The organism is Streptomyces malaysiensis subsp. malaysiensis, from assembly GCF_040653035.1.
Lineage (GTDB): Bacteria > Actinomycetota > Actinomycetes > Streptomycetales > Streptomycetaceae > Streptomyces > Streptomyces malaysiensis.
Window position 1 is genome coordinate 99,238 of the sequence record NZ_JBEZNG010000014.1, and the last position, 23,800, is coordinate 123,037.

A 23,800-nucleotide genomic window follows, 5' to 3' on the forward strand; every position below is an offset into this window, starting at 1 on the left:
GGTGAAGCCAACGTTCTCCGGGACTTGGGGGCGGTGTGGCGGTTGAGGGGTACCACCGTCGGTGGTCAGCCGCGCACGTGCAGCCCGAAACCCGTGCGGCCCGCGGGCTCCAGCCCCTCCTTCAGGTGCAGCGAGGGCATCTCGTAATCGCCGAAGTTCTGCGGCCGGAACGGGATCGGCTCGGTCGACTCCAGGGTGAGCAGGCGCTGCTCCCAGGCTTTGGCGATGTCCGGATAGTCCTCGCTGGTCATCCGCGCGGTACCGAATACCACGAACGGCGGCAGCACCTCGATGCCCGGATACCAGAGGATGCCGTGCTGGATCGGGAACAGCAGATCATCGATGGGGCCCTGGATCCCGCGAGGGGCGTAATGCGGCTCCGGGGCGCCGATGGTCACCGACAGCAGAGCCTTCCTGCCCATGAGGGTGCCTTCTCCGAAGCGGTCGCCGAACCTGGCGTCGCTGTGTTCGCCGACGCCGTACGCAAAGTTGAAGGTGAACACCCTTTCCACCCAGCCTTTGAGAATCGCGGGCATCGTGTACCACCACATCGGGAACTGCATGATGATCGTGTCGGCCCACAGCACTTTCTCCTGCTCGGCGAGGATGTCCGGGGCGAGCGTCCCGGCCTTGAAGGCCCGGCCGGAGTCGTGGGCGACGTTCAGCGGATTTGATGCGTTGGGGCCGAAGTCCGCGGCGTCCACGACCGCCTTCCAGTTCATCGCGTACAGATCGCTCACCCGTACCTCGTGCCCGGCGGTCTCCAGTGTGGATACCGCGTGGTCCTTCAGCGAGCTGTTGAGCGACCTCGGCTCCGGGTGGGCGTAGACGATCAGCGTCTTCATTGAAACTCCTTCGGATCGGCGGTGTTCGATCCTGGGTACTGCGGCGCCCGGCATCCAGGGACACTTCTTCCATCGGACGGGACTTCCTGGTAATGGCAGGACCACCCTCCCGGACAGCAACGCGCCATACTGGGATCATGGACGATCTCGCGGGCTTCCTGCGGACCCGGCGTTCCCGGGTCGACCCGGCTGTCGTCGGCATCCCAACGGACAGCCGCCGCCGGGTCGAAGGGCTGCGCCGTGAAGAGGTCGCGCATCTGTCCGGAGTCAGCGTCGACTACTACGTACGCCTGGAGCAGGGCCGCGCGACCCAGCCCTCCGAGCAGGTTCTCGACGCGCTCGCCCGCGTCCTCGGCCTCGACGAGACCGAACGCGGGCACCTTTACCGGCTCTCCCAACAGCGCCGCCGCCGCGCGAAGGTACCGGGCGGGCGGGTCCGGCCGGAGCTGCTGCGCATCCTCGCCCTGGTCGCCGACGCACCCGTGATGATCATGAACCACCGCCTGGACGTGCTCGCCGAGAACCGCCTCGCCGGGCTCCTCTACGGCCGGTCGACGCCGGGTTTGAACATCGCCCGGCACATCTTCCTCGAGGAGACCGAGCGCGGCCTTTACGTGGACTGGGAGAAATGCACCCTCGACGTGGTCGGGCACCTGCGCCTGGCTGCCGGCAAATATCCCGAGGACCCCCGCCTGGCCTCGCTCATCGGCGAGCTGGCGATGGGCAGCGAACGCTTTCGCCGCCTCTGGGCCCGTGCGGACGTGCGCGCCCGCACACACGGACGCAAGACGTACCGGCACCCGCTGGTCGGACTGCTGGAACTGCACCAGGAGAACTTCGCGCTACCGGACGAATCAGGCATGGAGCTGCTGGTGCTGTCCGCGGCCCCCGGCAGCCCCGCCGAGGACGGGCTGCGCCTGCTCGCGAGCCTGGACGCGGAAAGCGATGACGCGCACCCCACAGTGAACGCTCAGGTCCGCGAGTAACCCAAACGCTCAGCCGCCGCCGGGATCCCCTCACGCGGCCGCACCGCACTCGCGGGCCGGCCACCCATCACCCGAATCGGCAACCCTCCAGGTCAGTACAACTAGCGGGCCAAACCGCGCACCAGGAGCTCGGAGAGCTGAGCGTATGCCTCGGCATCGCCAAGGCCGGTGGCCGCGGCTACCTGGCGCTGTTGGATCCGCACCATCACCGCAGTGATGACATCGGCGGCGAACGCCACGTGCACATCGCGGAACACACCCGCCGTGACGCCCTCGTCGATCAACTGCTCCACACGGCGGGCGGCCGCGCGCGTGTTGCGCTCATAGATCTCCGCAGCGGGCTCGAAAACGGCCATATCTTCGAAGAACTGAGGAGACAGCGGACCGAGCTCGGCCGCCACGGAGTGGAGATACGCCGCCAGCCGAGCCGCGGGATCACTTTCGGCGGCCACGGCGGCCTCGACACGCTCGGTGGCTCCCCGAAAGAAGTGCACCACCGCGGCGCGGACCAGCTGCTCCTTACTGTCGGCCAACCCGTACAGGGTGCGCTTGGAGCAGCGAAGACGTGCCGCCACCTCGTCCAGGGTGAAGCCGGCGAAACCTTCCTCGATCAGCAGTGCCACGAGCTCCTCGAACAACTCGGAGCGCCGGGCGGAACCCCGGCCCGTGAGCTTCGGGCCGGTTGGTGGGGAGGTCTTGATCATTCGGTAAGTATCCCAGAGGTGACGCCACGGCCGTTAAGCGCTACCTTGAGCGGTACTGGCGTACCGCTTTGAGTACCACTTGGAGCTATGATGGCCGTCGACCGCACGCTTCCCACGCAGGAGGCCGAGGACCTGATCGATCTGACCCGCGAACTCGCCGAGAAGGAACTCGGCAAACGGGTCGATGAGCACGAGGTGGACGAGCGCTACCCGGACGGGCTATTTGCGCTGCTCGGCCGGGCTGGACTTCTGGGCCTGCCGTACCCGGAGGAGCACGGCGGTGGGGGTCAGCCGTACGAGGTATACCTGCAAGTTCTGGAAGAACTGGCGATCCAGTGGGCCGCCGTCGCAGTGGCCACCAGCGTGCATACTTTGGCCTGCTACCCCTTGCACGCCTTCGGCACCTCGGCACAGCGAGAACGCTGGCTGCCCCGCATGCTGGCCGGCGAATTCCTCGGCGGCTACAGCTTGTCCGAGCCGCAAGCCGGCTCAGACGCGGCAGCCCTGACCTGCAAGGCCGAACGTGTCGAAGACGGATATCGCATCAGCGGAACCAAGGCGTGGATCACCCACGGCGGCAAGGCCGACTTCTACGCCCTCTTCGCCCGAACGGCGCCGGGTACCCGTGGCGTCTCCTGCTTCCTCGCACCAGGCGCGACAGAGGGCCTCGCCTTCGGCCGACCCGAACGCAAGATGGGCCTGAACGCCATCCCGACCACCTCAGCCATGTGGGACGGTGCGGTCATTGATTCCGACCGACTGATCGGCGACGAGGGACAGGGCCTTGAGATCGCGTTCAGCGCCCTGGATGGTGGGCGACTGGGCATCGCCGCCTGCGCCACTGGGCTCGCTCAGGCAGCCCTGGACACGGCCGTCGCCTACGCCAACGAGCGCACCACCTTCGGCCGTAAGATCGTCGATCATCAGGGCCTGGGCTTCCTTCTCGCCGACATGGCCGCCGCAGTGGACTCCGCCCGCGCCACCTATTTGGACGCCGCGCATCGACGCGACCTGGGACGCCCCTTCAGCCGCCAGGCCAGCGTCGCCAAACTGGTGGCCACAGACGCCGCGATGAAGGTCACCACCGACGCCGTCCAAGTACTGGGCGGCTACGGCTACACCCGCGACTTCCCTGTCGAGCGGTACATGCGTGAGGCGAAGATCATGCAGATCTTCGAGGGCACGAATCAGATCCAGCGGCTGGTCATCAGCCGCCATCTCGTCCGCTGACGTCCGGACACCCCGTCGACACCTCATCCCGCAACCTCACGGCCTTCGCCAAGGAGATTCCCACGAGGCCGCTCGCGGCGCCGACGTCGAGCTGATCGTCCCCGTCCCCTCAGGCGGCGCCCCTCGGCCCGCAGGGCCCGGCCATGGACGAACAGGCCGCCGTCCGAGCCCGCCGCGAGGGCCCGGACTACCGCACCGACCGCCAGGTCGGCAGCGCGCTGGACGCCCACCGGCTCCTCCACTGGGCCAAGGCCCGGGGCCGCCGGCAGCAGCTGATCACCGCGCTCCCGGGCACCGGCATGGCGTCGGTCCGGGGGCGACCGCTCACCGCTTCACGCAATGCTGCGCGAGGCCGTCACATCACGCATCAACTGATGCATGCTTTCGCGGGACCGCGGTGTCAGACTCATCTCCACGTTCGGCCCCCGCAGTGACGAGCGGATTCGCGATCCTGCGGGCCTCGGCATCCCGTCAGGTCGCAAGAACCCAGGAGCCACGATGAGCGGTCCACCCATGGCGACCCCATCCGTTCGCATGGTTGCTCGTCGGAGTCTGCTGCGCCGATCGGCCGCGCTTGGTCTCGTCCTGGCGGGCGGCGCGGGGCTTGCCTCCTGCGGCCGCCAACCGGTGACGACGGCAGGGGGACCGGCCGGCCCACCACGGAGGGGAGGCAACCTACGGGTCGGGATGGTGGGTGCCGGCAAGAACGAGTCGTTCAACCCCGCCCAAGCCACATCAGCACTGATCAACGTAGCGATGTGCTGCGCCGTCTTCGACTGCCTGCTCAGCATCACCCCGAGCGGCCGGCTCAGGCCCATGCTCGCGACGTCATGGTCGGCCGACGCGGCATCTGAGACCTGGACCTTCCAACTCAGGCAGGGCGTCCGCTGGCACGACGGCACCGAGTTCACCGCGGACGACGTCCTCTACTCCCTGCGCTGGATGGCCAAACCCGGCAACGGCATGAACGCCAACGTGGCAGCCGTGGACCTCGACCATCTGAAGAAGACCGGCCCGTACACCGTCACGATCCCGCTGAAGCAGGCCGGCCCGCTGTTCCCGTACAGCCTCAGCATGGCCTGGATCATCAAGAACAAGACGACCGACTTCACCAGGCCGGTCGGAACCGGGCCATTCGTCTTCGGCTCGCTGGCCCGGGGCGAGCGGTCCACCTGCCGACGCAACCCCGCCTACTGGGACACCGGCAAGCCCTACGTCAACCAGCTGACTCTCTACTCCCTCCAGGACGACACCGCCCGACTCAACGCCCTGCTGGCCGGAGAGATCGACATCATGGCGCAGGTCCCCGCCACACAGGCGAGGACGCAGCTGTACGGCGACCTGAGGCTGATACGCAGCACCGGCACCAGTGCGCAGTGCTTCTACATGGCCGTCGACCGGCATCCGTTCAACGACGTCAGAGTGCGCCAGGCGATGCGACTCATCGTCGACCGCCGGCAGCTGGTCGACGTCGCCCTCCTCGGCTACGGCTCAGTGGCGAACGACCTGTTCGGCAAGGGCCTGCCCTACTTCGACGGCGCCCTGCCGCAACGCACCCGCGATATCCGCAGGGCAAAAGAACTGCTTGCCGCGGCAGGCCACGCGACAGGTCTGACCCTGAATCTGCGGACGTCCACGGTCGCCCCCGGCATGGTCGAGGCCGCGACGCTCTTCCAGCAGCAGGCCAAGAAGGCCAACGTCACGATCAACGTCACCCAGGTCGACCCGACCTCGTACTTCGACCCGACCCGCGACTACCTGAAGATGCCGTTCGCGCAGTCGTTCTGGCAGGGGTTCTACACCTTGGGCGATTTCTACAGCTCATCAGTGGTCACCGGTGCGGTCGGGGACGAGACCCACTGGGCGAACAAGCACACCGACGCCCTCGTGGCAGCCGCCATCGCAGCTCCCGACGCCCGTGCCGCGCAGGCAGCCTGGGCCCGGGTCCAAGCCGAGCAGTACGACAGCGGCGGCTACATCTGGTGGGGCAACATCGACAACATCGACGCCGCGTCGAACAAGGTCGGCGGCCTCGTCCCCGGCCCATACCAGAACCTCGGCCTCCCGACCGGGCTCACCGAAGCGTTCCTGGCCTCATGAGCGCCGCGACAGCCGCCGTCGAGACCACTCCGGCGAAGAAGATCGGATATCCGCCGGCCCGCCTCGCGGGGCGCCGAATACTCGAGGGCATCATCACGCTGTTCGCGCTGTCCCTCCTCGTCTTCCTCGCCACCGCGGTACTCCCCGGCGACGCGGCCAGCTCAATGCTCGGCAAGCAGGCCACCGGTCCCGCACTCAAGACCATGCGCCACGCCATGGGCTCGGACCAGCCCCTCATCAGCCAATACGGACACTGGCTGTCCGGCCTGCTCCACGGCGACCTGGGAAACACCGCCGCCGGCTACGCCGCGGGCGGGCAGGTCAGCGTCTGGAGCCAGATCAGCGGCAAGCTCGGCCACTCGCTGATCATCGCCGGCATGGCCTTCGTACCGATCGTCGTGCTGTCGGTATTGGCCGGCGTGTACACCGCGCTGAAGGCCGGGCGCTGGCAGGACCAGCTGCTCACCACGGTGACGCTGGTGCCCGCCGCGCTCCCGGAGTTCGTCCTCGGAACGGTGCTGCTCGCGGTGCTGTTCACCTGGCTGGACTTCCTGCCGCCGGTGTCCTTCGTCGTACCGGGCACCAGCCCCCTCTCGAACCCCGCCACCCTCGTCCTGCCGATACTCACTTTGGTGGGCGTCACGGTCGGCCCGGCGGCCCGGATGATCAGGGCCGGCATGCTGGAGGCGCTGGAAGCCGACACCGTGACGGTGGCCCGGCTGAACGGACTGCGCGAAGGCCGGGTCGTCCGACGCTACGCACTGCGCAACGCCCTGGCCCCGAGCATCCAGGTGTTCGCCCTGATCGCCCAGTACCTCATCGGTGGCCTCCTCATCGTCGAGAACCTGTTCGGGTATCCGGGGATCGGCAAGGAACTCGTCGACGCCGTGACCATCCACGACAACCTCGAGGTCCAATCCGTGACGATGCTGCTCGCCGCGTTCTACGTGGCCGTGACCATCGTCGCCGACCTCCTCGTCATGATCGTCGTACCGAAGCTCAGGACGGGGGCCTCGCGATGAACACCCTCTGCGCGCGCGTTCGCCAGTGGATACCGGCATCGCCGTCCGGCAAAGCCGGGCTCACCATCCTCGTCGTGGTCCTCGCGGTCGCCCTGCTCGGCCCGCTGGCCGCGCCGGACCAGCCCGATCTCACCGTCGGCATCCCCTACGCACCACCCAGCCGAGCCCACTGGCTGGGGCTGGACTTCCTCGGCCGGGACGTTCTGTCCCGGGTGCTGTACGGAGGTCTGACCGTCGTGTTCTACGCGGGCATCGCCACCATCGCCGCCTACACGGTGGGACTACTGGCCGGCCTGCTCGCCGGCTACACCCGGACCTGGCTCGCAACCGTGCTGATGCGATCCACCGACGTCCTGCTCTCCTTTCCCGCGCTGGTCTTCCTGATCCTGCTGGCCACCGCCTTCGGACCGGGCATCACGGGCATCGTCGTCGCCACCGCGATCATCCAGCTGCCACCGATCATCCGCATCGTGCGCTCGGCCACGCTCGAGCAATCCGTCCGTGGATACGTCGAAGCCGCCGTCTCCCGGGGCGAGAGCACACTCTCGGTGCTGCGCCGGGAGATCCTGCCGAACATCGCGCGGCCCCTGTCCGCCGATGTCGGCGTGCGGTTCAGCTGGTCGGTCCTGCTCATCGCGAGCGTCAACTTCCTCGGCCTGGGACTGCAACCACCTGCCTCCGACTGGGGCCTGATGGTCTCCGAAAACCGGGGCGGCATCGCCACCAACCCGGCCGTGATGCTCGTTCCCGCGGCCCTGCTGGGGGCCCTCACGCTGGGGATCAACCTCCTCGGTGACGCGCTGGCAGGAGGCAAGGAGTGACCACCACCCACGAGACCATCCTCGACGTCAGCGGTCTCCGGATCGCCCTCGACTCCGGAACCACGATCGTCGACGGCGTCGACCTCCACCTTCGCCGCGGCGAGATCCTCGGCATCGTCGGCGAGTCCGGCAGCGGCAAGACCACGACCGCACTGGCCCTGCTCGGCTACGCCCAGCGCGGGGCCCGTATCGCCGAGGGCACGGTGACCATCGCCGGTCAGGATGTGCTCGCACTGGCCCCGCCCGCCCTGCGGGAGGTACGCGGCAGGATCATCTCCTACGTGCCGCAGGACGCCGCCCAGGCACTCAACCCCGCACTGCGGATCAAAGGCTCGCTCACCGATGTGCTGCGCCGCCGCCCGCGCGAGAAGCCCGCGGACGTGCCCTCCCTGCTGTCGGCCGTCGACCTGCCCGGGACACCGGAGTTCGCCAGGCGCCTGCCCCACCAGCTCTCGGGCGGCCAGCAGCAGCGGGTCACCATCGCCATGTCGCTGGCCTGCGAACCTCCCGTCATCGTGATGGACGAGCCCACCACCGGACTCGACGTCGTCACCCAGCGCAGCGTGCTCACCGAGATCGCCCGACTGCGCGACGACGAAGGTGCCTCCCTGGTGTACGTCTCCCACGACCTCGCTGTCGTCTCCCAGCTCGCCGACCGGATCGCGGTGATGTACGCCGGCCGCGTCGTGGAGCAGGGACCCACATCCGCACTGCTGACACGCCCCAGGCACCCCTACACCCGTGGCTTGCTCCAGTCGATCCCCGACCACCGGCAACGTGTCCGCCTGGCCCCGATGCCGGGCACCGCGCCCGGGCTCGAGGACCGGCCTGCCGGATGCCCGTTCGCTCCCCGCTGCGCGCAGCGGACCGACGACTGCACCGTGGCCCCGCCGCTGCTCGAACCCGTCACCGAGCGGCACGAGGTGCGGTGCACGCACTGGCGCCGGACCGAGCCGCCGTTGGTCCGCGCGACCGTCGAGCGCAGGTCGACCGACCCGGCGCCCACGGTCTCCGTCCGCGGTCTTACGGCCACGCACCGCGGACGGGGCGGGACGGTCGTGGCCGCCGCGGATATCTCCTTCGACCTCGGCCGGGGCGAATGCCTCGCGCTGGTCGGCGAGTCGGGCAGCGGGAAGACCACGATCGCCCGCTCGATCGTGGGGCTGCACCGAACCGACCGGGGCAGCATCCTGCTGCACGGCCGGGAGCTGCCGCCACGGATCCGCGACCGCACCCTCGACCAGCGGCGCGGCATCCAGTACGTGTTCCAGAACCCGTTCCAGTCGCTCAACCCGCGGCGGCGCATCGGCGAGGACCTGGCCCGCCCCGGGCAGGTGCTGCGCGGCCTCTCCCTCGACCAGGCCAGGGCCGAAGTCCCCGGCCTCCTGGAACGAGTGCGACTGCCGCAGCGCGCCGCCGACCGGTACCCGGCGCAGCTCTCCGGGGGAGAGCGCCAGCGGGTCGCGATCGCCCGGGCCCTGGCAGCCCGACCGGATGTCCTGGTGTGCGACGAGGTCACCTCCGCCCTGGACGTCTCGGTGCAGGCCGCCGTCCTGGAGGTCCTCGCCGAACTCCGCGACGACCTCGGGGTCTCGATGCTGTTCATCACGCATGACCTCGGCGTCGTGTCCGTGGTGGCGGACCGGGTCATTGTTCTCGAACGAGGACGCATCCGCGAGAACGGACCGACCGAGCGACTGCTGTCCGCACCGGAACACCCCTACACCAGGCGCCTGGTCGACGCCGCGCCCACCTTGCCGGACCCGACCCCGGAGGCCCTGTCGTGACCGCATCCCTCGACGAGATCAGCGACTACATCGCGGCGCAGGGAGCCGACTTCGCCTCCCGCGCTCCCGATCTGCCCTTCACCCGGGGCGAGTACGCCGACCGCCTCGCCCGCCTGCGCAAGAAGATGGCCGACGAGCACATCGACACGGTGCTGCTCACCGCCCCCGACACGATGTGCTGGCTGCACGGCTTCACCACCCGCTGGTACCGCTCGCACTCCTCGACCAAGCTCCCCCCGGTGCACTGCACGGTCGTCCACGTCGACCACGACCGGATCGTGCTCATCGAGACCGCCGGCCACGAACAGCTGGTACGGCTGACCTCCTGCGCCGACGAGTTCATCGGCGTCCCGGACCAGGCCGACGAGCCGACGGTGCCCGATTTCCTCACGGTCCTGCTCAGCGAGCTGGGCGCCCGGGGCCGGCTGGGCGGCAGGATCGGGGTCGAGCGCTGGAGCAGCGTGCCCAACCCGGCCGTCGCCGAGATGATCACCTCGGCCTTGACCGACCACGGCGCCACGATCGTCGACGCCTCGGTGCCGATCCGTTCGCTCCGGCGCCTCAAGTCACGCGAGGAACTCGGCATCATCGAAGAGGCGGCCGCCGCGTGCGACGCGGGCCTGCTCCATCTGCGCGACCACATCCGGCCCGGTATGACCGAACTACAGGCATGGAACCTCCTGATGACCGGGGTCATCGAGGCCGGGGGAGAGCCCGCGGCCATCCATGAGACCGTCGCCACCGGGCCCGCGATGCCGGCCGTACACGCGCTCAGCAGCAGGCGGCCGATCGGACGCGGGGAGGTGTTCCACCCCGATGCGGCGTGCGCGGTCGACCGCTACCACGCCCGGCTCACCCGCCCGTTTCTGATCGGGGAACCCCCCGTGGCCTTCACCCGGCTCGCCGAAGTCCTCGCCGGCTCCTACGAGGTCATGGAGTCCACGGCGAAGGTGGGCGTGCCCTTCCGCGACGTGCACCGCGCCCTGAGGAAGTACTTCGCCGAGGCGGGCATCGAGGGCTGGGCGGGCGGCTACGAACTCGGAGTGTCGCTGATGCCCGACTGGGTGGGGGAGTTCTGCTGGTCCAGTGAAGACGACAGCACTGAAGCAGTGATCGAGGCGGGCCTGGTCACCAACTACGAGACCGGCGCGTTCCTCGCGATGGTCGACACCGTCGTCTTCGAGGACAGCGGGCCCCGCTTCCTGTCCTCCCTGCCCCGCACCCCCATGGTGGTGGCCCATGCCGACTGACACTCCGCGCCCGGCCCGGGTGACCGGCCCCGACGGCCACGCACTGCACACCGTCGTGTCCGGCGACGGCGGCCACGCGCTGATCGGCCTGCACGGCGGCCCCGGCGGGGCCGGCGGGGACTACCTCAAGCCGTTGCACCGGCTGGCGTCCCCCGCCCGCAAGGTGGTGACCTTCGACCAGCTCGGCACCGGCCAGTCCGACACCCCGCCCGCCGACTACGCGTGGACCCTCTCGGCGGCGGTCGCCGACGTCGACGCCGTCCGCCGAGCCTGCGGCGCCGAGCGGATCGACCTCCTCGGCCACTCCTACGGCGGCATGCTCGCGCTCCAGTACACCCTGGACCACCCGGACCGGGTCGGCCGCCTCGTCCTGTCCAACACCACCGCAAGCAGCGCACGGATCACCCTTGACGCCATCGCGCAGCTCTCCACCCTCATGCCACCGGCGAAGGCATGCGCCGCGGTCACCGCGGACGCGCTCGGCGAGCACAACAGCCCGGACTACCTCGAAGCGGTCGCCAAGTGGCTCGGGCGCTACGGGACGGCGGACGAGGAAGGACTGGCCGCCCTGACATCCGAGGCCCTCGATCCCGGCCCCGCCGGACACGGGCTGTGGGGCGACCGACTGTGGTTCGCCAACGGGGCCGTCCGCGGCTGGGACGTCGAACCACGCCTCGGCGAGATCACCGCGCCGACACTGGTCATCCACGGCGGCAGCGACATGTCCTCGCCCGAGTCCAACAGGGCCCTCGCCCACGGCATCCGCCACGCCGAGTGGCTGACCATGAACAACAACAGCCATGACATGTTCGAAGCCCACAACGTGGCCACCTACCTGGGGATCATTCGAGAATTCCTGAACGGATGGGAGCAGTGATGGCAGCCGCAGCAGACGGCATCTCCTACAGCCGGACCGTGCGCGACCACATCGAGCGGGGCATCGGCATACCGCGTGAGCTCTACCTCTCGCAGGAGCTCTTCGCCGAGGAAATGACCGGAATCTTCGGACGCAGCTGGCTGTACGCCGGCCATGAGTCCCAACTGACCGGGCCGGGACAGTACCTGACCGTCGAGTGCGGCACCGAAAGCGCGATCGTGGCCCGAGGACGCGACGGCCGGCTGACGGCCTTCTCGAACGTGTGCAGGCACCGAGGCGCGCGCCTGGTCGACCCCGGATGCGGAACCAAGCGGCGGTTCGTCTGCCCCTACCACCAGTGGACCTACCGCCTCGACGGAACGCTACAGGGCGCGCCACGGATGCCGGACTCCTTCGACCCCGCGCGCCACCCCTTGCCGACCGCACATGTCGCGGTGTGGCACGGCCTCGTCTTCGTTCATCTGGGCGACGCCGCTCCGGAACCCATCGCGGATCTGCTCGGCACGGGCGAGGAGCTGATGGCCGCCTTCGGCATCGCCGACACCAAGGTCGCGCACACCATCAGCTACCAGGTCGAGGCGAACTGGAAGCTGGTCTGGGAGAACGCCCAGGAGTGCTACCACTGCAACGTCAACCACCCCGAGCTGATCAAGACGTTCGACGTGGCCGGACTGAACGCCACCGGCCGCCTTGAAACGAAGACCACGCCCAGCCTCGACCCGCGGGTGGTGCACGGTCGCTTCCCCCTGCGCCCGGGAGCCGTGTCGCTCACCCTCGACGGCCGGTACGCGTCCCGCAAACCGCTCGGCGCGTTCGGCGCGGGACTGGCGCCCTACACCGCATCGATCCACCTCAAGCCGACCTTCGCGCTGGTCGGTTGCCCCGACTACGCCGTCGTACTGTCCGAACGCCCGGTCTCCGTGGACCGCACGGAAGTCCGGATGAGCTGGTTCGTCCACGACGACGCCGTCGACGGCACCGACTACGACCTCGACATCCTCGTCAAGGTATGGAACGAGACCAACCAGCAGGACTGGGCGCTGTGCGAACGCGCGCAACTGGGCGTGCGCTCACGGTCCTACGTACCCGGGCCGCTCTCCGCCGATGAAACCGCCGTCGTCGACTTCTACCGCGCCTACGCCGACCTCCTCGAGGCCGAAGATCTCTGACGCGACCGGACCCGACCCGATCCGACCGGACAAGGAAGCATGATGTCTGACTTCGTGGATGCTGACGTCGTCATCGTGGGGGCCGGCGTCCTCGGCACCTCACTCGCCTACCACCTGTTGCAACGCCGGGCCGGAAGCGTCGTCGTGCTCGACGAAGGGGCCCCCGCGTCGGCTACCAGCGGCGCAGGCGCCGGATTCGTCGGACTCTGGGGAGCCGGCTACGCCGACTTCTTCACCGGCGACGACCTCACGCTGGAGCAGTACGGCATCGACTTCTACCGGCGGCTGTCCGCCGACGGCGCCGACATCGACTGCAAGACCAACGGAAACCTCTTCCTCGGCACCAACTACACCGGGTGGTCCAAGTGGGTCGAGCCGGTCCTGCGTCACCCGCTCGCGCCCGAAGGAACCCGGGACCTCGAACCGCGCGAGGTCGCGGCGCTCACCGGTGACGTCATCCCCGCCACCAGCGTATGCGGCGGAGTGCTCCACCCCGGCGGCATCCAGATCAGCGCGGGCCGCGCCACCCGCGCGCTCGCCGCGCGCGTTCGCGGCATGGGAGGGGAGATCCGCGAGAGGACCAAGGCCACCGGGCTGCTCACCACCGACGGCGCCGTGACCGGCGTGCGGACCGCCGGCGGCCCGATCCGCGCGCGGAGCGTCGTGCTCGCCTGCGGCGCCTGGTCGGCCGAGCTGCTCCGCCCGTTCGGATACCGCCCGCCGCTGCTGCGCATCGTCGCGACCCGGGTGATCTCCCCGCCCTCCGGGGTCCCGGACACGATGCCCACCGTGATGGTCCCCGACCTCTTCGGGCTGTGGCTGCGTTCCCACCGCGGCGGACTGACGTGGGGCAACGGCGACGGCTACAGTCCCTCGTACGACCTGGACGACACGGTCGGCGCGACGAGCCAACCGCGGTTCCCCGAGCTGGTCGAGCGACTCAGCACGAAATTCGGCCCGGAGCTGCGCAAGCTCGTGCCTGTCCATGACACCTCCATCGGCTGGTGGATCCAGGGCATCCCGTGCATGACCCCGGACCGCCGCTTCCTCGCCGGGCCGGTCCCGGACGTCGGCGGCCTCTACTTCCTCGGCGGCGACAACGAGGCCGGAGTGACCCACGGCCCCGGCCTGGGAGCGATGATGGCCGACATCGTCCACGGCGGCGGATCGAACTGGGTCGACCCTTCCCCCTACCGGCTGGACCGTTTCGAGAGCGGGGCGTTCACGACCGAGCGCGAGGTCGCCGCCGCGATGCCGGAGCGCCGGTGAACACCGCATCGACCTCCCACACGGACGCCACCGCCTACGTCGAGGAGTTCTTCGCCCGGACGCGCGGCGGCGCGGACTTCGTCATCACCACCGCCACCGATCTCGACCTCGCACCCGACGGGGGACGGATCGCGTTCACCGCGGTCGTCGCCACCGCCGGTGAGCCCGATCCCGTACGCCACATCGCGGTCATCGACGTAGCCACCTCAAGGCTCACCCATTGGGGACCGGGACATGCACCGCGCTGGGACCCGAGCGGCAGCCGGCTCGCCTGGTTGACCGACAAGCACATCACCGTCCGTGAGCTCGACTCCGACTCCCGGCCCCGTACCTTCCCGGTCGAGGGCGTGCCCGAGTATCTCCTCTGGCGCCCCGACGGGAGTGCCCTGCTGGTAGGCGTCGCCGAGTACGGGGCGGCTCGCTCGGATGTCGACGGATCGGGCCTCATGCGGGTCGACGCGGCCGAGCGGCAGCCCGGCGTGCCCGTGGTCGAAGCCGGCCGGGCCCGGCCGCGTTCGGGCGGGCGGGGCGTGTGGCTGTTGGATCCCGCTTCCGGGGACGGCACCAGGGTGTCGCCGCCAGAGGCCACCGTCTGGCAGGCCGCTTGGGCGGGTGGATCGTCGATCCTGTGCGTGACCTCCGACGACCCTTCGGAATCTGCCTGGTACGGCGCCGAACTGGTCGTACTCGACCCGGCCACCCGCACGCTGCGTCCGCTGCCCTCCGGCGATGGCCAGGCCGCGCTCCCGGCCGCGAATCCCTCGGGCAGCCGTCTGTCCGCGGTGATCGGCGCGATGAGCGACCGCGGCCTGTACGTCGGCGACCTGGTCCTGATCGACCCGGACGACGGAACGTACACCGCGGTCGCCCTCGGCGGCGTCGATGTCACCAGCCAGCACTGGGACGGTGACACCACGATCGTCTTCGCCGGTATGCGTGGACTGGACACCGTGATCGGGCGGTACCACGTGGACACGTGCACAACCGAGGTACTCGGCGTCCTGGAAGCGACCTGCGGGGCGATGACGCCGGAGATCACCGTCAGCTCAGGCAGCTCAGGCATCATCGCCTGCACGACGAGCGGGTACGGCAGCCCTCCCGCACTGACCGTGCTGGAGACCGGTACGGCTCCACGCGAACTCGTGAGCTTCGCCCACGACGGCACCGACCATCTCGCCGATGTAGGCGGCACGATCGAGCGCGTCGCATGGGAGTCTCCCGACGGTGTCACCATCGAGGGCCTGCTCGTCAGTCCCCACGGGCCCGGCCCGCACCCGCTCGTCATCAACATCCACGGCGGCCCCGTCTGGGCCTGGCGGGACGAATGGTCCATGCACTACCCCCACACCCCGCTGCTTGCGAGCCGCGGCTACGCCGTCCTCCACCCGAACATGCGCGGAAGCCTCGGCCGAGGCCAGAAGTTCATCAGGGACGGGCTGCACGACATGGGCGGAGTCGACGCGGCCGACGTCGTCGCGGGGATCGACGCGCTCGCGGCGACCGGCCGGGTGGACCCGGCACGCGTCGGGGTCACCGGCAACAGCTACGGGGGGTTCATGGCGGCATGGCTCGTCGCCACGACGAACCGATTCGCCGCCGCGATCGCCCGCTCGCCCGTCACGGACTGGGTCAGCCAGCACTACACGTCCAACATCCCCGGCTTCGACCGGATGTGCCTCACCGGCCATCCCCTGGACCCTCAGTCGAGCTATCGCGCCCGGAGCCCCTTCTACCTGGCCGCTCACGTGCGGACACCCATGCTCCTCATCGCCGGTGCGCACGACCTTGCCACGCCTCCGGAGCAGGCGTCGATGTTCCACCGTGCCTTGGTCGAGCACGGCGCCGACAGCACCCTGGTGATCTACCAGGACGAGGGACACGGCGTCCGGGGGAGCGCCGCGCTCGTCGACCAGTGCGCCCGCATGATCGGCTTCCTCGACGAACACCTCGCGACCGGCGGAGCGCAGTGATGCTGAAGCGGCAGACGGCACTCGTTGCGTCGGGCGACGAATCACGAAACGATCGTCGCGCGGCTCCCAGGCAACGAGGTGACACGGTGGTTGGTGACGGCATCCAGGCGGTCGTGGACGCACTGGCGACGCGTCTGGGCCGCTCCGTGGCCGTCGACGACCCTGCCATCCGCCTGATCGCCGCGAGCCGCCACTTCGGTGACGAGGACGCTCTGCGAGTGCGCTCGGTGCTCGATCGCCAGATCCCGGCCGAACTCCAGCAGCAGGTGCTCGCCAGCGGCATCAGCGACTGGACCGGCCCGGGGATCCTCAACGGCGACGGACAGTACGACTTCGCCCCCAGGCTGTGCTGCCCGGTCCGCTGCAACGGGATACTGCTCGGCTTCCTGTGGCTGATCGAGTCGGTCGGCACCATCGACGATGTCGCCCCCGGCCTGATCGCCTTGGTGGAGGAGGCCGCGGACAGCATCGCGGTCCTCCTCTACCGCAAGATGCTGCTGCACGAGCGCGAACGCTCGCAGGCCGAATCCTCGCTGCGCCTGCTGCTCTCCCCGGACCGGGAAGACCGGGCCCGCGCGGTCACCGAGATCGAGGAAGACTCCCTGCTCGCGAGCACCGCCCACACCGCCGTCCTCGTCGCCGAGATCGACAGGAACCCCGGCGAGGACGCGACCGTCGCGCTGGAGGCTGCTGCCGAGTACGTGGAACGCAGACTCACGCCGAGATCGGTGCTGGGCTTCGTCCGCGGACGACGACTCGTCCTGCTGGTCAGCGGCGCGCGGCCGCTCGGTGATCAGGCGGCGCGCGAGCTTGCAGCGCAACTGCGCGACCGCTTCTTCCAGCTCGCCGACTCGGCCCGCTACCGCTGCGCCGTCGGTGTCGGTGGTGACGCACAGGGGCTCGAAGGCGCGGCCGACTCCCACCGGCAGGCGACCACCGCGGCACGCGCCGCACTGCTCCTGCCCATGTTCGGGGACGTGACGTCCTGGGCCTCGCTGGGTCCGTTCGCCCTGCTGCTGCGGATCGACCTCGACCAGCTGACCGAGGACCTGCCGTTCCCCGGTGTGCGCGACCTGCTCGCCGACCCGGAGCAGCAGATTCTCGTCTCGAGCCTGGAGGAGTTTCTCGACCGGGCCGGCGACGTCAGCCGGACGGCCGCTGCCCTGCACGTCCACCGGACGACGCTCTATCACCGCCTCAAGCGTGTCGAGGTCATCACCGGACTGGACCTCGACAACGGTCTGGACCGGCTGACCCTGCACCTGGCGTTGAAACTGAGCCGGCTCAGCCCCGGCCGCCCTTCCTGACACGATCATCATGTGTAGAACGAAATCGTCGGAATGCGCGACATGGTGAGCTGTTTCGTTGAGGTCGCGCTCGTTAGCGTGGTGTTCGAACCGCCTGAACAGGCTCTCTGACCCCGTTTTCCTGACTGCCCTGTTGCATGGCTGAGGCTCAGCCGGTCATCCGGGCCCGGAGGCAAGACATGCATAGTGCCGCAATCGTCATCGGTGCGGGCGTGATGGGTACATCGATCGCTCTGGAGCTGGCAAAGTCCGGGTACCGCGTCCGGGTTGTCGACAAGGGTCGCGCCATCGGGCACGGCTCGACGAGTGCCTCCAGCGCGGTGGTGCGGTTCAACTTCTCCACCTGGTCGGGCGTTGCCACGGCCTGGGAGTCCAGGTTCCACTGGGAGAATTGGGCCGAGCACCTCGGCACCGACAGCGGGAACCTCGCCGAGTACGTCCGCTGTGGCCTGGTCTTCCTCGATGTTGACATTGCTCCGCGCTCGCTGTATCTGCCGCTGTTCGACGACGTTGGCGTCCCCTATGAACAGTGGGATGCCGACCGGCTCGCCGAGGAGGTTTCAGGTGTCGACAACGGACGGTACTGGCCGCCCAAGCGCCTCGAGGACCCGCGCTTCTGGGATGACGCCGCCGGCCGGCTCGGGGCCGTCCACACGCCGGACGCCGGCTATGTGTCCGATCCGCAGCTGGCTGCCGCGAACCTCGCGGAAGCCGCCGCCCGGCACGGTGCGACCTTCCTGCTGGGTAAGGCGGTTGTCGAGGTCGTACGCCGCGGTGGCCGGGTGGGAGGTGTGGTCCTCGATGACGGGACGCGCATCGACGCCGACATCGTGGTCAACGCTGCCGGGCCGTGGTCGGGCCGGGTGAACCAACTGGCCGGCGCTGGCGGGGATTTCGCGGTGTCGCTGCGGCCGCTGCGTCAGGAGGTCCACCACATCCCGCCCGCGGCCGCGGGCGGGGCCCGCGCGCCGAGGGCGATGTTCGCCGACGTCGACCTCGGAATCTATGCGCGTCCCGAGGTCGGGGGAGGCGTCCTCGTCGGTGGAACGGAGCCGGAGTGCGATCCGTTCCAGTGGGCCGAGGACCCCGACGCCGTGGACCTCCATGTGACGAGCGACCTGTTCAACGCCCAGGTGACCCGGGCCGCGCGCCGGTTCTCGCAGGTGGCCGTGCCGAACCGCCCAAGGGGCATCGTCGGCGTCTACGACGTGTCCGATGACTGGATCCCGGTCTATGACAAGACCGATGTCCCCGGCTTCTACGTGGCCATCGGCACCAGCGGAAATCAGTTCAAGAATGCCCCGCTCGTCGGCAAGTTCATGGCCGCGATCATCGAGTACTGCGAGCTCGGCGGTGACCACGACGCCGAGCCGGTGACGTTCACCGGGATGTACTGCGGGCACCGGATCGACCTCAGCGCCTTCTCCCGGCTCCGCCGGGCCGGCGGGCGCACGACCGGAACCGTCATGGGATGACAGAACCCGAACACCAACGCGCACGGTGCCGACTCCCTTGGCACGGTCCCTCGTTGACCACCTGAGCGCCCTTCCCGGCCCGCACACGCGCTTGGACGTGCTGCCGCTCCGACTCGCTGATGCCCCCGAGGACGCTGATCTCCGCCGCCCCGGGCCTTACCGATGCCCGGGGCCTCGTCCGCGCTCTGGACTCCGTCCGGCTCCGGCACGATCACACCGATCGCGGAGGCGTTTTGTCCAGGGAATAGCCGGCGGGGCATGTGCCAAGATGGCAGTGAACAGGCTTTCGGGGGCGGCGCGTTCACCCGGGGGGCGGCATGGAGTATGGGGAGCGGACGGGACACCGGACGGTGCCGGGGGCGGTGGTGGCCCTCGGAGTGGTGGGGACGCTGGCCGTCGCGGCGCTGGCGCTGCGGCCCGCAGAGGTGCTGCTGCACTCCGGCAAGGGGCCTCTCGGCCGCTGGGGTATCGTCGCGATCGCGTTGGCCGTCGCCTGGACGCTCGCAACCATGCTGGTCGTCCGGCGCCTTCGGCCCTTCTTCGGCGCCGACCGCATGTCGCTGCCGCCGGGCGAGGAAAGACTGCGTGAGGCGGCCGGGCCGCTGCTGCTTGTCACGGCGGGTGCCATTGGCGTCCTGACCCTGGTCCTGCACCGGTTCCCGCGCGACAGCACTCCACCGCACGCCGTCCCGGCGCAGGACCACGCACCGGCGGCCCCCAGCGCAGCCGTGCCGCAGCAGGAAGCGGGAGATTCAGGGCCCCCCTCCCTGCCGCTGTATCTCGTCTTCGGCCTGCTGGCTGCGGTCGTCGTCGTGCTCGTCGCGGTGGCCGTCGTACGGCGGCTGCGACGGCTCGGGCTGAGGGTGCCGCACCGCCTCGACCCGGTGGGCGCGGTGCCTCAGGACGACGACGCGCACCTGCTCCTGTCCGCCGTGCGGTCGGGCCGCCGGGCCCTGGCCGACACGGGCGCCGACGCCCGTACGGCCGTCATCGCCTGTTACGCCGCGATGGAGGACGCCCTCGTCGCGTCCGGCGTGCCGCGGCACGCCTCCGACAGCCCCGCCGACCTGCTGACCCGCGCCGCCGACGCGGGCCTCGCACCGGGTCCCGCCGCGCAGCGCCTGGCCGCGCTGTTCCGCGAGGCCCGTTACTCCTCGCACCCGATGGACAGCTCGCACCGGGAGGTCGCCGTCGGCGCCCTGAAGGAGATCGCGTCACTGCCGCATAACCAGGAGCCCGCGCAGGATCAGCCTCCGGTGCGGCACCAGGAGCCGGAGGCCGGACGGTGAACCGGTCCGCGGGGAAAACGGAGACAACCGAGAAGACGCGGGGAGTGGAGGCAACCGGAGGCCAGGACATGCTCACACTGCGGCGGCTCGGATGGCTGGGCGGCGCGGTCGTCGGCTCCGGCGTCGTGCTCGTCCTCCTCCTCGACGGCCCGGAGGCGGCCGGGGCCCTCGTGGCCCTGCTCACCGCCGTGGCGCTGTTCGTCGCCCGGTACGCCGCCGGGGCGGGTGCCCTCGACTCCGGGCAGCGCCACGAGGTGTGGCTGCTGCGGACGCGGGTGCCGGGCATGGGCGAGTGGCGGCGGAACGTACGGACCTCCACAGGACCCGACGGTGCCCTCTACTACCGTGCGGTGCTCCGCCCCGAACTGCGCCGCCTGTACGCCGCCGCGCTCACCGAGCACCACCATGTGTCGCTCGACCAGCAGCCCGAGAAGGCCGCCGAGCTGATCGGCCCCGAACTGTGGCCGTGGCTCGGGTTCGAGACACCGCGGACCGGACCGGACGGCGAGATCCCCGTCGACGTGCTGCGCCGCCTCGTCGACCGGCTCGAGACACTCGGCGCGCCCCGCAGCCCGCACCCGTACCCCCGCAGCCCTCGTACTGGTAAGGACGAAGCGACGTGACGACTGACCCCACGCCCCAGCCGCGCACCGCCGAACAGGTCGGCGAGCAGGCGGGCGCCGTACTGCGCGAGATCGGCCGTGCCGTCGTCGGCAAGCCGGACGCCCTCGAACTGGTGATGCTGGGCGTGCTGGCCGGCGGGCACGTCCTCGTCGAGGACCTGCCGGGGCTCGGCAAGACGCTCCTCGCCCGGTCCTTCGCCACCACGCTGGGACTGGACTTCCGCCGGATCCAGTTCACGCCCGACCTGCTGCCGTCGGACGTCACCGGAACGCCGCTGTACGACCAGCGCACCGGCGAGATGGTGTTCCACCCCGGCCCGGTCTTCACGCACCTGCTGCTCGCCGACGAGATCAACCGGACGCCGCCCAAGACCCAGGCCGCGCTGCTGGAGGCGATGGCCGAGTCGCAGGTGACCGTGGACGGCGAGACGCGGCCGCTGGCCGAGCCGTTCCTGGTCGTCGCGACCGCCAACCCCGTGGAGTACGAGGGCACGTACTCACTTCCCGAAGCCCAGCTCGACCGGTTCCAGCTGCGGGTGCGGATGGGATACCTGGCCGCGCCGGAGGAGCTGGCGATGCTGCGGGCGAGGGTCGACCGGGCCGCGCCCGAGGCCGTGCTCGAACGGCTCGCGGGGCCGGACGACGTCGTGGCGTGGCGGGCCGTCGTGGAACGCGTGGAGATCGACGACGACCTGCTGGAGTACGCCGTCGCCCTGGTCGGCGCGACCCGCGACCACCCCCAGATCAGCATCGGCGCCTCGCCGCGCGGCGGACTCGCCCTGGTCCAGCTCGCGCGCGCCCGCGCTGTGCTGGACGGCCGCGACTACGTCGTCCCGGAGGACGTCAAGAGCCTCGCGGTGCCCGCGCTGGCCCACCGGGTGTCGCTGCGGCCGGAGTTGTGGGTGCGCGAGATGTCCACGGACGACGTGCTGCGCGAGATCGTCGGCAGCGTCGGCACACCGACGACGCGGCGTACGGCCGCCGTGCCGTCGTGACCGCGCCCACACCCGTGCCCCGGCCGGGCGCCGCGGTGGTCCGCGCCCTGGAGGGGCGCACCTCCCCGGTCCAGCCGCCGCCCCCGCCGCCCGGCGGACCGCGCCCGGGCGAGCGGACGCTGCGTCTGCTGACCGTCGCCGTGGTCGCGCTGTCAGCCGCGCTGCTGACCGGCCGGGCGTGGCTGTTCGCGCTCGCGGCGGCGCCGCTGGTGCTGCTCGCGCTCGCGCTGCCGCGCGCGTACGCCCACCGTGTCGAGACGTCGACGACCGTCGAACCGGAGCGCTGCTTCGAGGGCGACACCGTCACCCTCCGCGTCTCGGTGGCCCACGGCGGTGACGCCGTCCGCCTCGACCCCGGCGTCACGCTCGGCCCCGGCATGCGGCTCGACGAGGTCGTCGTCGGCCCGTCGTCGGTGATGCTGCGCCACACCGCGCTGCACTGGGGACGATGGACGCTCGGCCCGGTGGACCTCGACGTGTACGACGCCGGGGGCACCGTGCGCCGCACTGTGCGCGTCGAGGCGGCCGAGGTGTCCGTGTTCCCATACGCGACGCAGGCCCGGTTCACGCCGATCCCGGCGCGGCTTCCGCAGCGGCTCGGCGAGCACGCGTCGCCGCAGGCCGGTGAAGGGGTCGAGGTCATCGGGGTGGGGCCATGGGTGCCTGGGGAACGGCAGCGGCGCATTCACTGGCCGTCGACGACCCGGCGCGGGAGCGTGCAGCTGCACCGGTTCGCGGCCGAACGGGCGGCCGACGCGGTGATGTTGATCGACGCGTTCGTGGACATCGTCGACCCGGTGACCGGGGGGTCGGCTCTTGACGAGACGGTGCGGGCCGCCACCGGACTCGCCCGCGCCTATCTGCGCACCCACGACCGGGTGGGGGTCGTCTCGACCGGGGGCACCACACGATGGCTGGCACCGGGCACCGGGGACGCGGCGTTCTACCGCATTGTCGAGAGCGTCCTCGACGTCCGCAAGGACCGGCGGTTCGAGGGGCCCGGCCTTGAGCGGGTGCCGCCGCCCGCGCTGCCGGAGGGGGCACTGGTGTACGTGTTCACCCCGTTGAGCGACGCACGGATCCTGAAGGTGCTGCGGGATCTTCAGTCGCGGGGGCGGCGCCCGGTCGTCGTGGAGATCCCGAGCGGCGACCCACAGGTGGAACCCGGTGACGAGGCGGGCGAGTTGGGTCTGCGACTGTGGCGCGCGGAGCGGGACGCGATGCGCTTCGCCCTGCGGGACAGCGGGGTGCCGGTGGTGCGGCACGTCGTGGGTGAGTCACTGGATCTGGCGCTGGCACCGCTGCTGTCGGGGCGGATCGGCGGGAGGGGGCGCGCGGGATGACGGCGCTGGACAGGCGGGCCGGGCTGCGGGAGTACCCGGGGTACTGGGTCGGCACCTTGCCGGTGAGGGTGATCGCGGTGGCGGCTGTCGTGATGGCGTGGCGGCCGTGGGCGACGGTGGATACGGCGGGGGACGCGGTACTGCCCGGATGTGTGGCCGCGTTCGCGGTGTGGGCGGCGCCCGCGCTGGACCGGCGGCCGTCGCTGGAGTCCGCCCGGTGGTCCTACCGGCTGCTGCGGCACCGGACGACGGTGCTGGCGGGCGCCATTGTGGTGACCGCGGCCTTCGGGGATCCGGCGTGGTGGGAGGGGGCCTGTGTGGCGGGGCTGTTGGTCGCCTACCTGGTGATGAGTGAGACATGGCCGTGGCGGTGGGGGCGAGGGACGGCGCGCGTGTGGGCGGAGGCGGCCGCGGCCTGGGCGGGGGCCGGCGTGGTGGCGGCTGCCGCGGCGGCACCGGTGAGCGGGACCGGTTCGGGCCGCGGGCGAGTGCTTGCGGTCGGCATGGTGGTGGCCCTGGCGGTGGCCGGTGGCTGGGTGATGCGCGCTCGATGGCGGGGCAGTAGATGATGAACCGCTCCGGGGTTCGAGGCGTTGAAGAAGGAGAACGCCGAGCTGAAGCGGGCGAACGAGATCCTGAAGGCCGCGGCGAGTTGCGACTCGGGGCGGAGCCCGAACAGGCCGGTGCCCCCGGCCCGCCTCGAGGGGCCAGGCGCTGACCGACGCCGAGCGGTGGCCC

Annotated in this window: 20 protein-coding genes; 18 read left to right on the forward strand and 2 right to left on the reverse strand. The window is 70.4% G+C overall.

Translation table 11 applies throughout. The features are described 5' to 3' along the window. Positions 1-65: 65 nt before the first annotated feature. The gene (locus AB0E24_RS26255; protein ID WP_347236228.1) at positions 66-845 is read right to left on the reverse strand and encodes an NAD(P)H-dependent oxidoreductase; all 780 of its coding nucleotides are present in this window, start codon (positions 843-845) and stop codon (positions 66-68) included. Between the two features lie 137 nt (positions 846-982). Between AB0E24_RS26255 and AB0E24_RS26260 the strand changes: the two genes are divergently transcribed. Beyond that, positions 983-1,831 carry a helix-turn-helix transcriptional regulator gene (locus AB0E24_RS26260; RefSeq protein ID WP_359380491.1) on the forward strand — a complete coding sequence of 283 codons (849 nt, stop codon included), beginning with the start codon at positions 983-985 and terminating at the stop codon, positions 1,829-1,831. A gap of 101 nt (positions 1,832-1,932) precedes the next feature. On the opposite strand, the gene AB0E24_RS26265 is transcribed toward AB0E24_RS26260, so the two are convergent. After that, positions 1,933-2,454: a TetR/AcrR family transcriptional regulator gene (locus AB0E24_RS26265; protein WP_373567814.1), complete on the reverse strand. Its 522-nt coding sequence runs from the start codon at positions 2,452-2,454 to the stop codon at positions 1,933-1,935. 171 nt (positions 2,455-2,625) lie between these two features. Here AB0E24_RS26265 and AB0E24_RS26270 point away from each other — a divergent pair, with 171 nt between their 5' ends. The 17 genes from AB0E24_RS26270 (at position 2,626) to AB0E24_RS26350 (ending at position 23,631) form a co-directional block, all read left to right on the forward strand. Continuing rightward, on the forward strand, positions 2,626-3,765 hold the full coding sequence (locus AB0E24_RS26270) for an acyl-CoA dehydrogenase family protein (RefSeq protein ID WP_359380679.1): 1,140 nt from the start codon (positions 2,626-2,628) through the stop codon (positions 3,763-3,765). A 687-nt stretch (positions 3,766-4,452) separates the two neighbouring features. Then, entirely contained in the window at positions 4,453-5,865 is a 1,413-nt protein-coding gene (locus AB0E24_RS26275) for an ABC transporter substrate-binding protein (protein ID WP_359380494.1), read from the forward strand. After that, positions 5,862-6,887 (forward strand): ABC transporter permease, encoded by a 1,026-nt coding sequence (locus AB0E24_RS26280; RefSeq protein WP_359380496.1) that lies wholly within the window; start codon positions 5,862-5,864, stop codon positions 6,885-6,887. The genes AB0E24_RS26275 and AB0E24_RS26280 overlap by 4 nt, the downstream gene beginning before the upstream one ends. Next, entirely contained in the window at positions 6,884-7,708 is an 825-nt protein-coding gene (locus tag AB0E24_RS26285) for an ABC transporter permease (RefSeq protein WP_100804715.1), read from the forward strand. The genes AB0E24_RS26280 and AB0E24_RS26285 overlap by 4 nt, the downstream gene beginning before the upstream one ends. After that, positions 7,705-9,495 carry an ABC transporter ATP-binding protein gene (locus AB0E24_RS26290; RefSeq protein WP_359380499.1) on the forward strand — a complete coding sequence of 597 codons (1,791 nt, stop codon included), beginning with the start codon at positions 7,705-7,707 and terminating at the stop codon, positions 9,493-9,495. The genes AB0E24_RS26285 and AB0E24_RS26290 overlap by 4 nt, the downstream gene beginning before the upstream one ends. Further along, complete coding sequence (locus AB0E24_RS26295; protein ID WP_359380502.1) at positions 9,492-10,745, forward strand: M24 family metallopeptidase; 1,254 nt, start codon at positions 9,492-9,494, stop codon at positions 10,743-10,745. Before AB0E24_RS26290 ends, AB0E24_RS26295 begins: the two co-directional genes overlap by 4 nt. Beyond that, positions 10,735-11,622 carry an alpha/beta fold hydrolase gene (locus AB0E24_RS26300; protein ID WP_206334538.1) on the forward strand — a complete coding sequence of 296 codons (888 nt, stop codon included), beginning with the start codon at positions 10,735-10,737 and terminating at the stop codon, positions 11,620-11,622. The genes AB0E24_RS26295 and AB0E24_RS26300 overlap by 11 nt, the downstream gene beginning before the upstream one ends. Next, a complete protein-coding gene (locus AB0E24_RS26305; protein ID WP_359380506.1) occupies positions 11,622-12,791 on the forward strand; it encodes an aromatic ring-hydroxylating oxygenase subunit alpha in 1,170 nt (389 codons plus the stop codon). Before AB0E24_RS26300 ends, AB0E24_RS26305 begins: the two co-directional genes overlap by 1 nt. Positions 12,792-12,830: 39 nt before the next feature. Beyond that, complete coding sequence (locus tag AB0E24_RS26310; RefSeq protein WP_359380509.1) at positions 12,831-14,060, forward strand: NAD(P)/FAD-dependent oxidoreductase; 1,230 nt, start codon at positions 12,831-12,833, stop codon at positions 14,058-14,060. Continuing rightward, the gene (locus AB0E24_RS26315; protein ID WP_359380511.1) at positions 14,057-16,030 is read left to right on the forward strand and encodes a S9 family peptidase; all 1,974 of its coding nucleotides are present in this window, start codon (positions 14,057-14,059) and stop codon (positions 16,028-16,030) included. The genes AB0E24_RS26310 and AB0E24_RS26315 overlap by 4 nt, the downstream gene beginning before the upstream one ends. Before the next feature lie 86 nt (positions 16,031-16,116). After that, complete coding sequence (locus AB0E24_RS26320) at positions 16,117-17,337, forward strand: PucR family transcriptional regulator (RefSeq protein WP_283881071.1); 1,221 nt, start codon at positions 16,117-16,119, stop codon at positions 17,335-17,337. 179 nt (positions 17,338-17,516) lie between these two features. Next, complete coding sequence (locus tag AB0E24_RS26325) at positions 17,517-18,812, forward strand: NAD(P)/FAD-dependent oxidoreductase (RefSeq protein ID WP_359380513.1); 1,296 nt, start codon at positions 17,517-17,519, stop codon at positions 18,810-18,812. A gap of 317 nt (positions 18,813-19,129) precedes the next feature. After that, positions 19,130-20,101 carry a DUF4129 domain-containing protein gene (locus AB0E24_RS26330; RefSeq protein ID WP_359380515.1) on the forward strand — a complete coding sequence of 324 codons (972 nt, stop codon included), beginning with the start codon at positions 19,130-19,132 and terminating at the stop codon, positions 20,099-20,101. A gap of 44 nt (positions 20,102-20,145) precedes the next feature. Next, a complete protein-coding gene (locus AB0E24_RS26335; RefSeq protein ID WP_069867980.1) occupies positions 20,146-20,724 on the forward strand; it encodes a hypothetical protein in 579 nt (192 codons plus the stop codon). Next, entirely contained in the window at positions 20,721-21,719 is a 999-nt protein-coding gene (locus tag AB0E24_RS26340; protein WP_100804705.1) for an AAA family ATPase, read from the forward strand. The genes AB0E24_RS26335 and AB0E24_RS26340 overlap by 4 nt, the downstream gene beginning before the upstream one ends. Next, entirely contained in the window at positions 21,716-23,062 is a 1,347-nt protein-coding gene (locus AB0E24_RS26345) for a DUF58 domain-containing protein (RefSeq protein ID WP_359380518.1), read from the forward strand. Before AB0E24_RS26340 ends, AB0E24_RS26345 begins: the two co-directional genes overlap by 4 nt. Continuing rightward, a complete protein-coding gene (locus tag AB0E24_RS26350) occupies positions 23,059-23,631 on the forward strand; it encodes a hypothetical protein (protein WP_069867977.1) in 573 nt (190 codons plus the stop codon). Before AB0E24_RS26345 ends, AB0E24_RS26350 begins: the two co-directional genes overlap by 4 nt. Positions 23,632-23,800 lie beyond the last annotated feature (169 nt).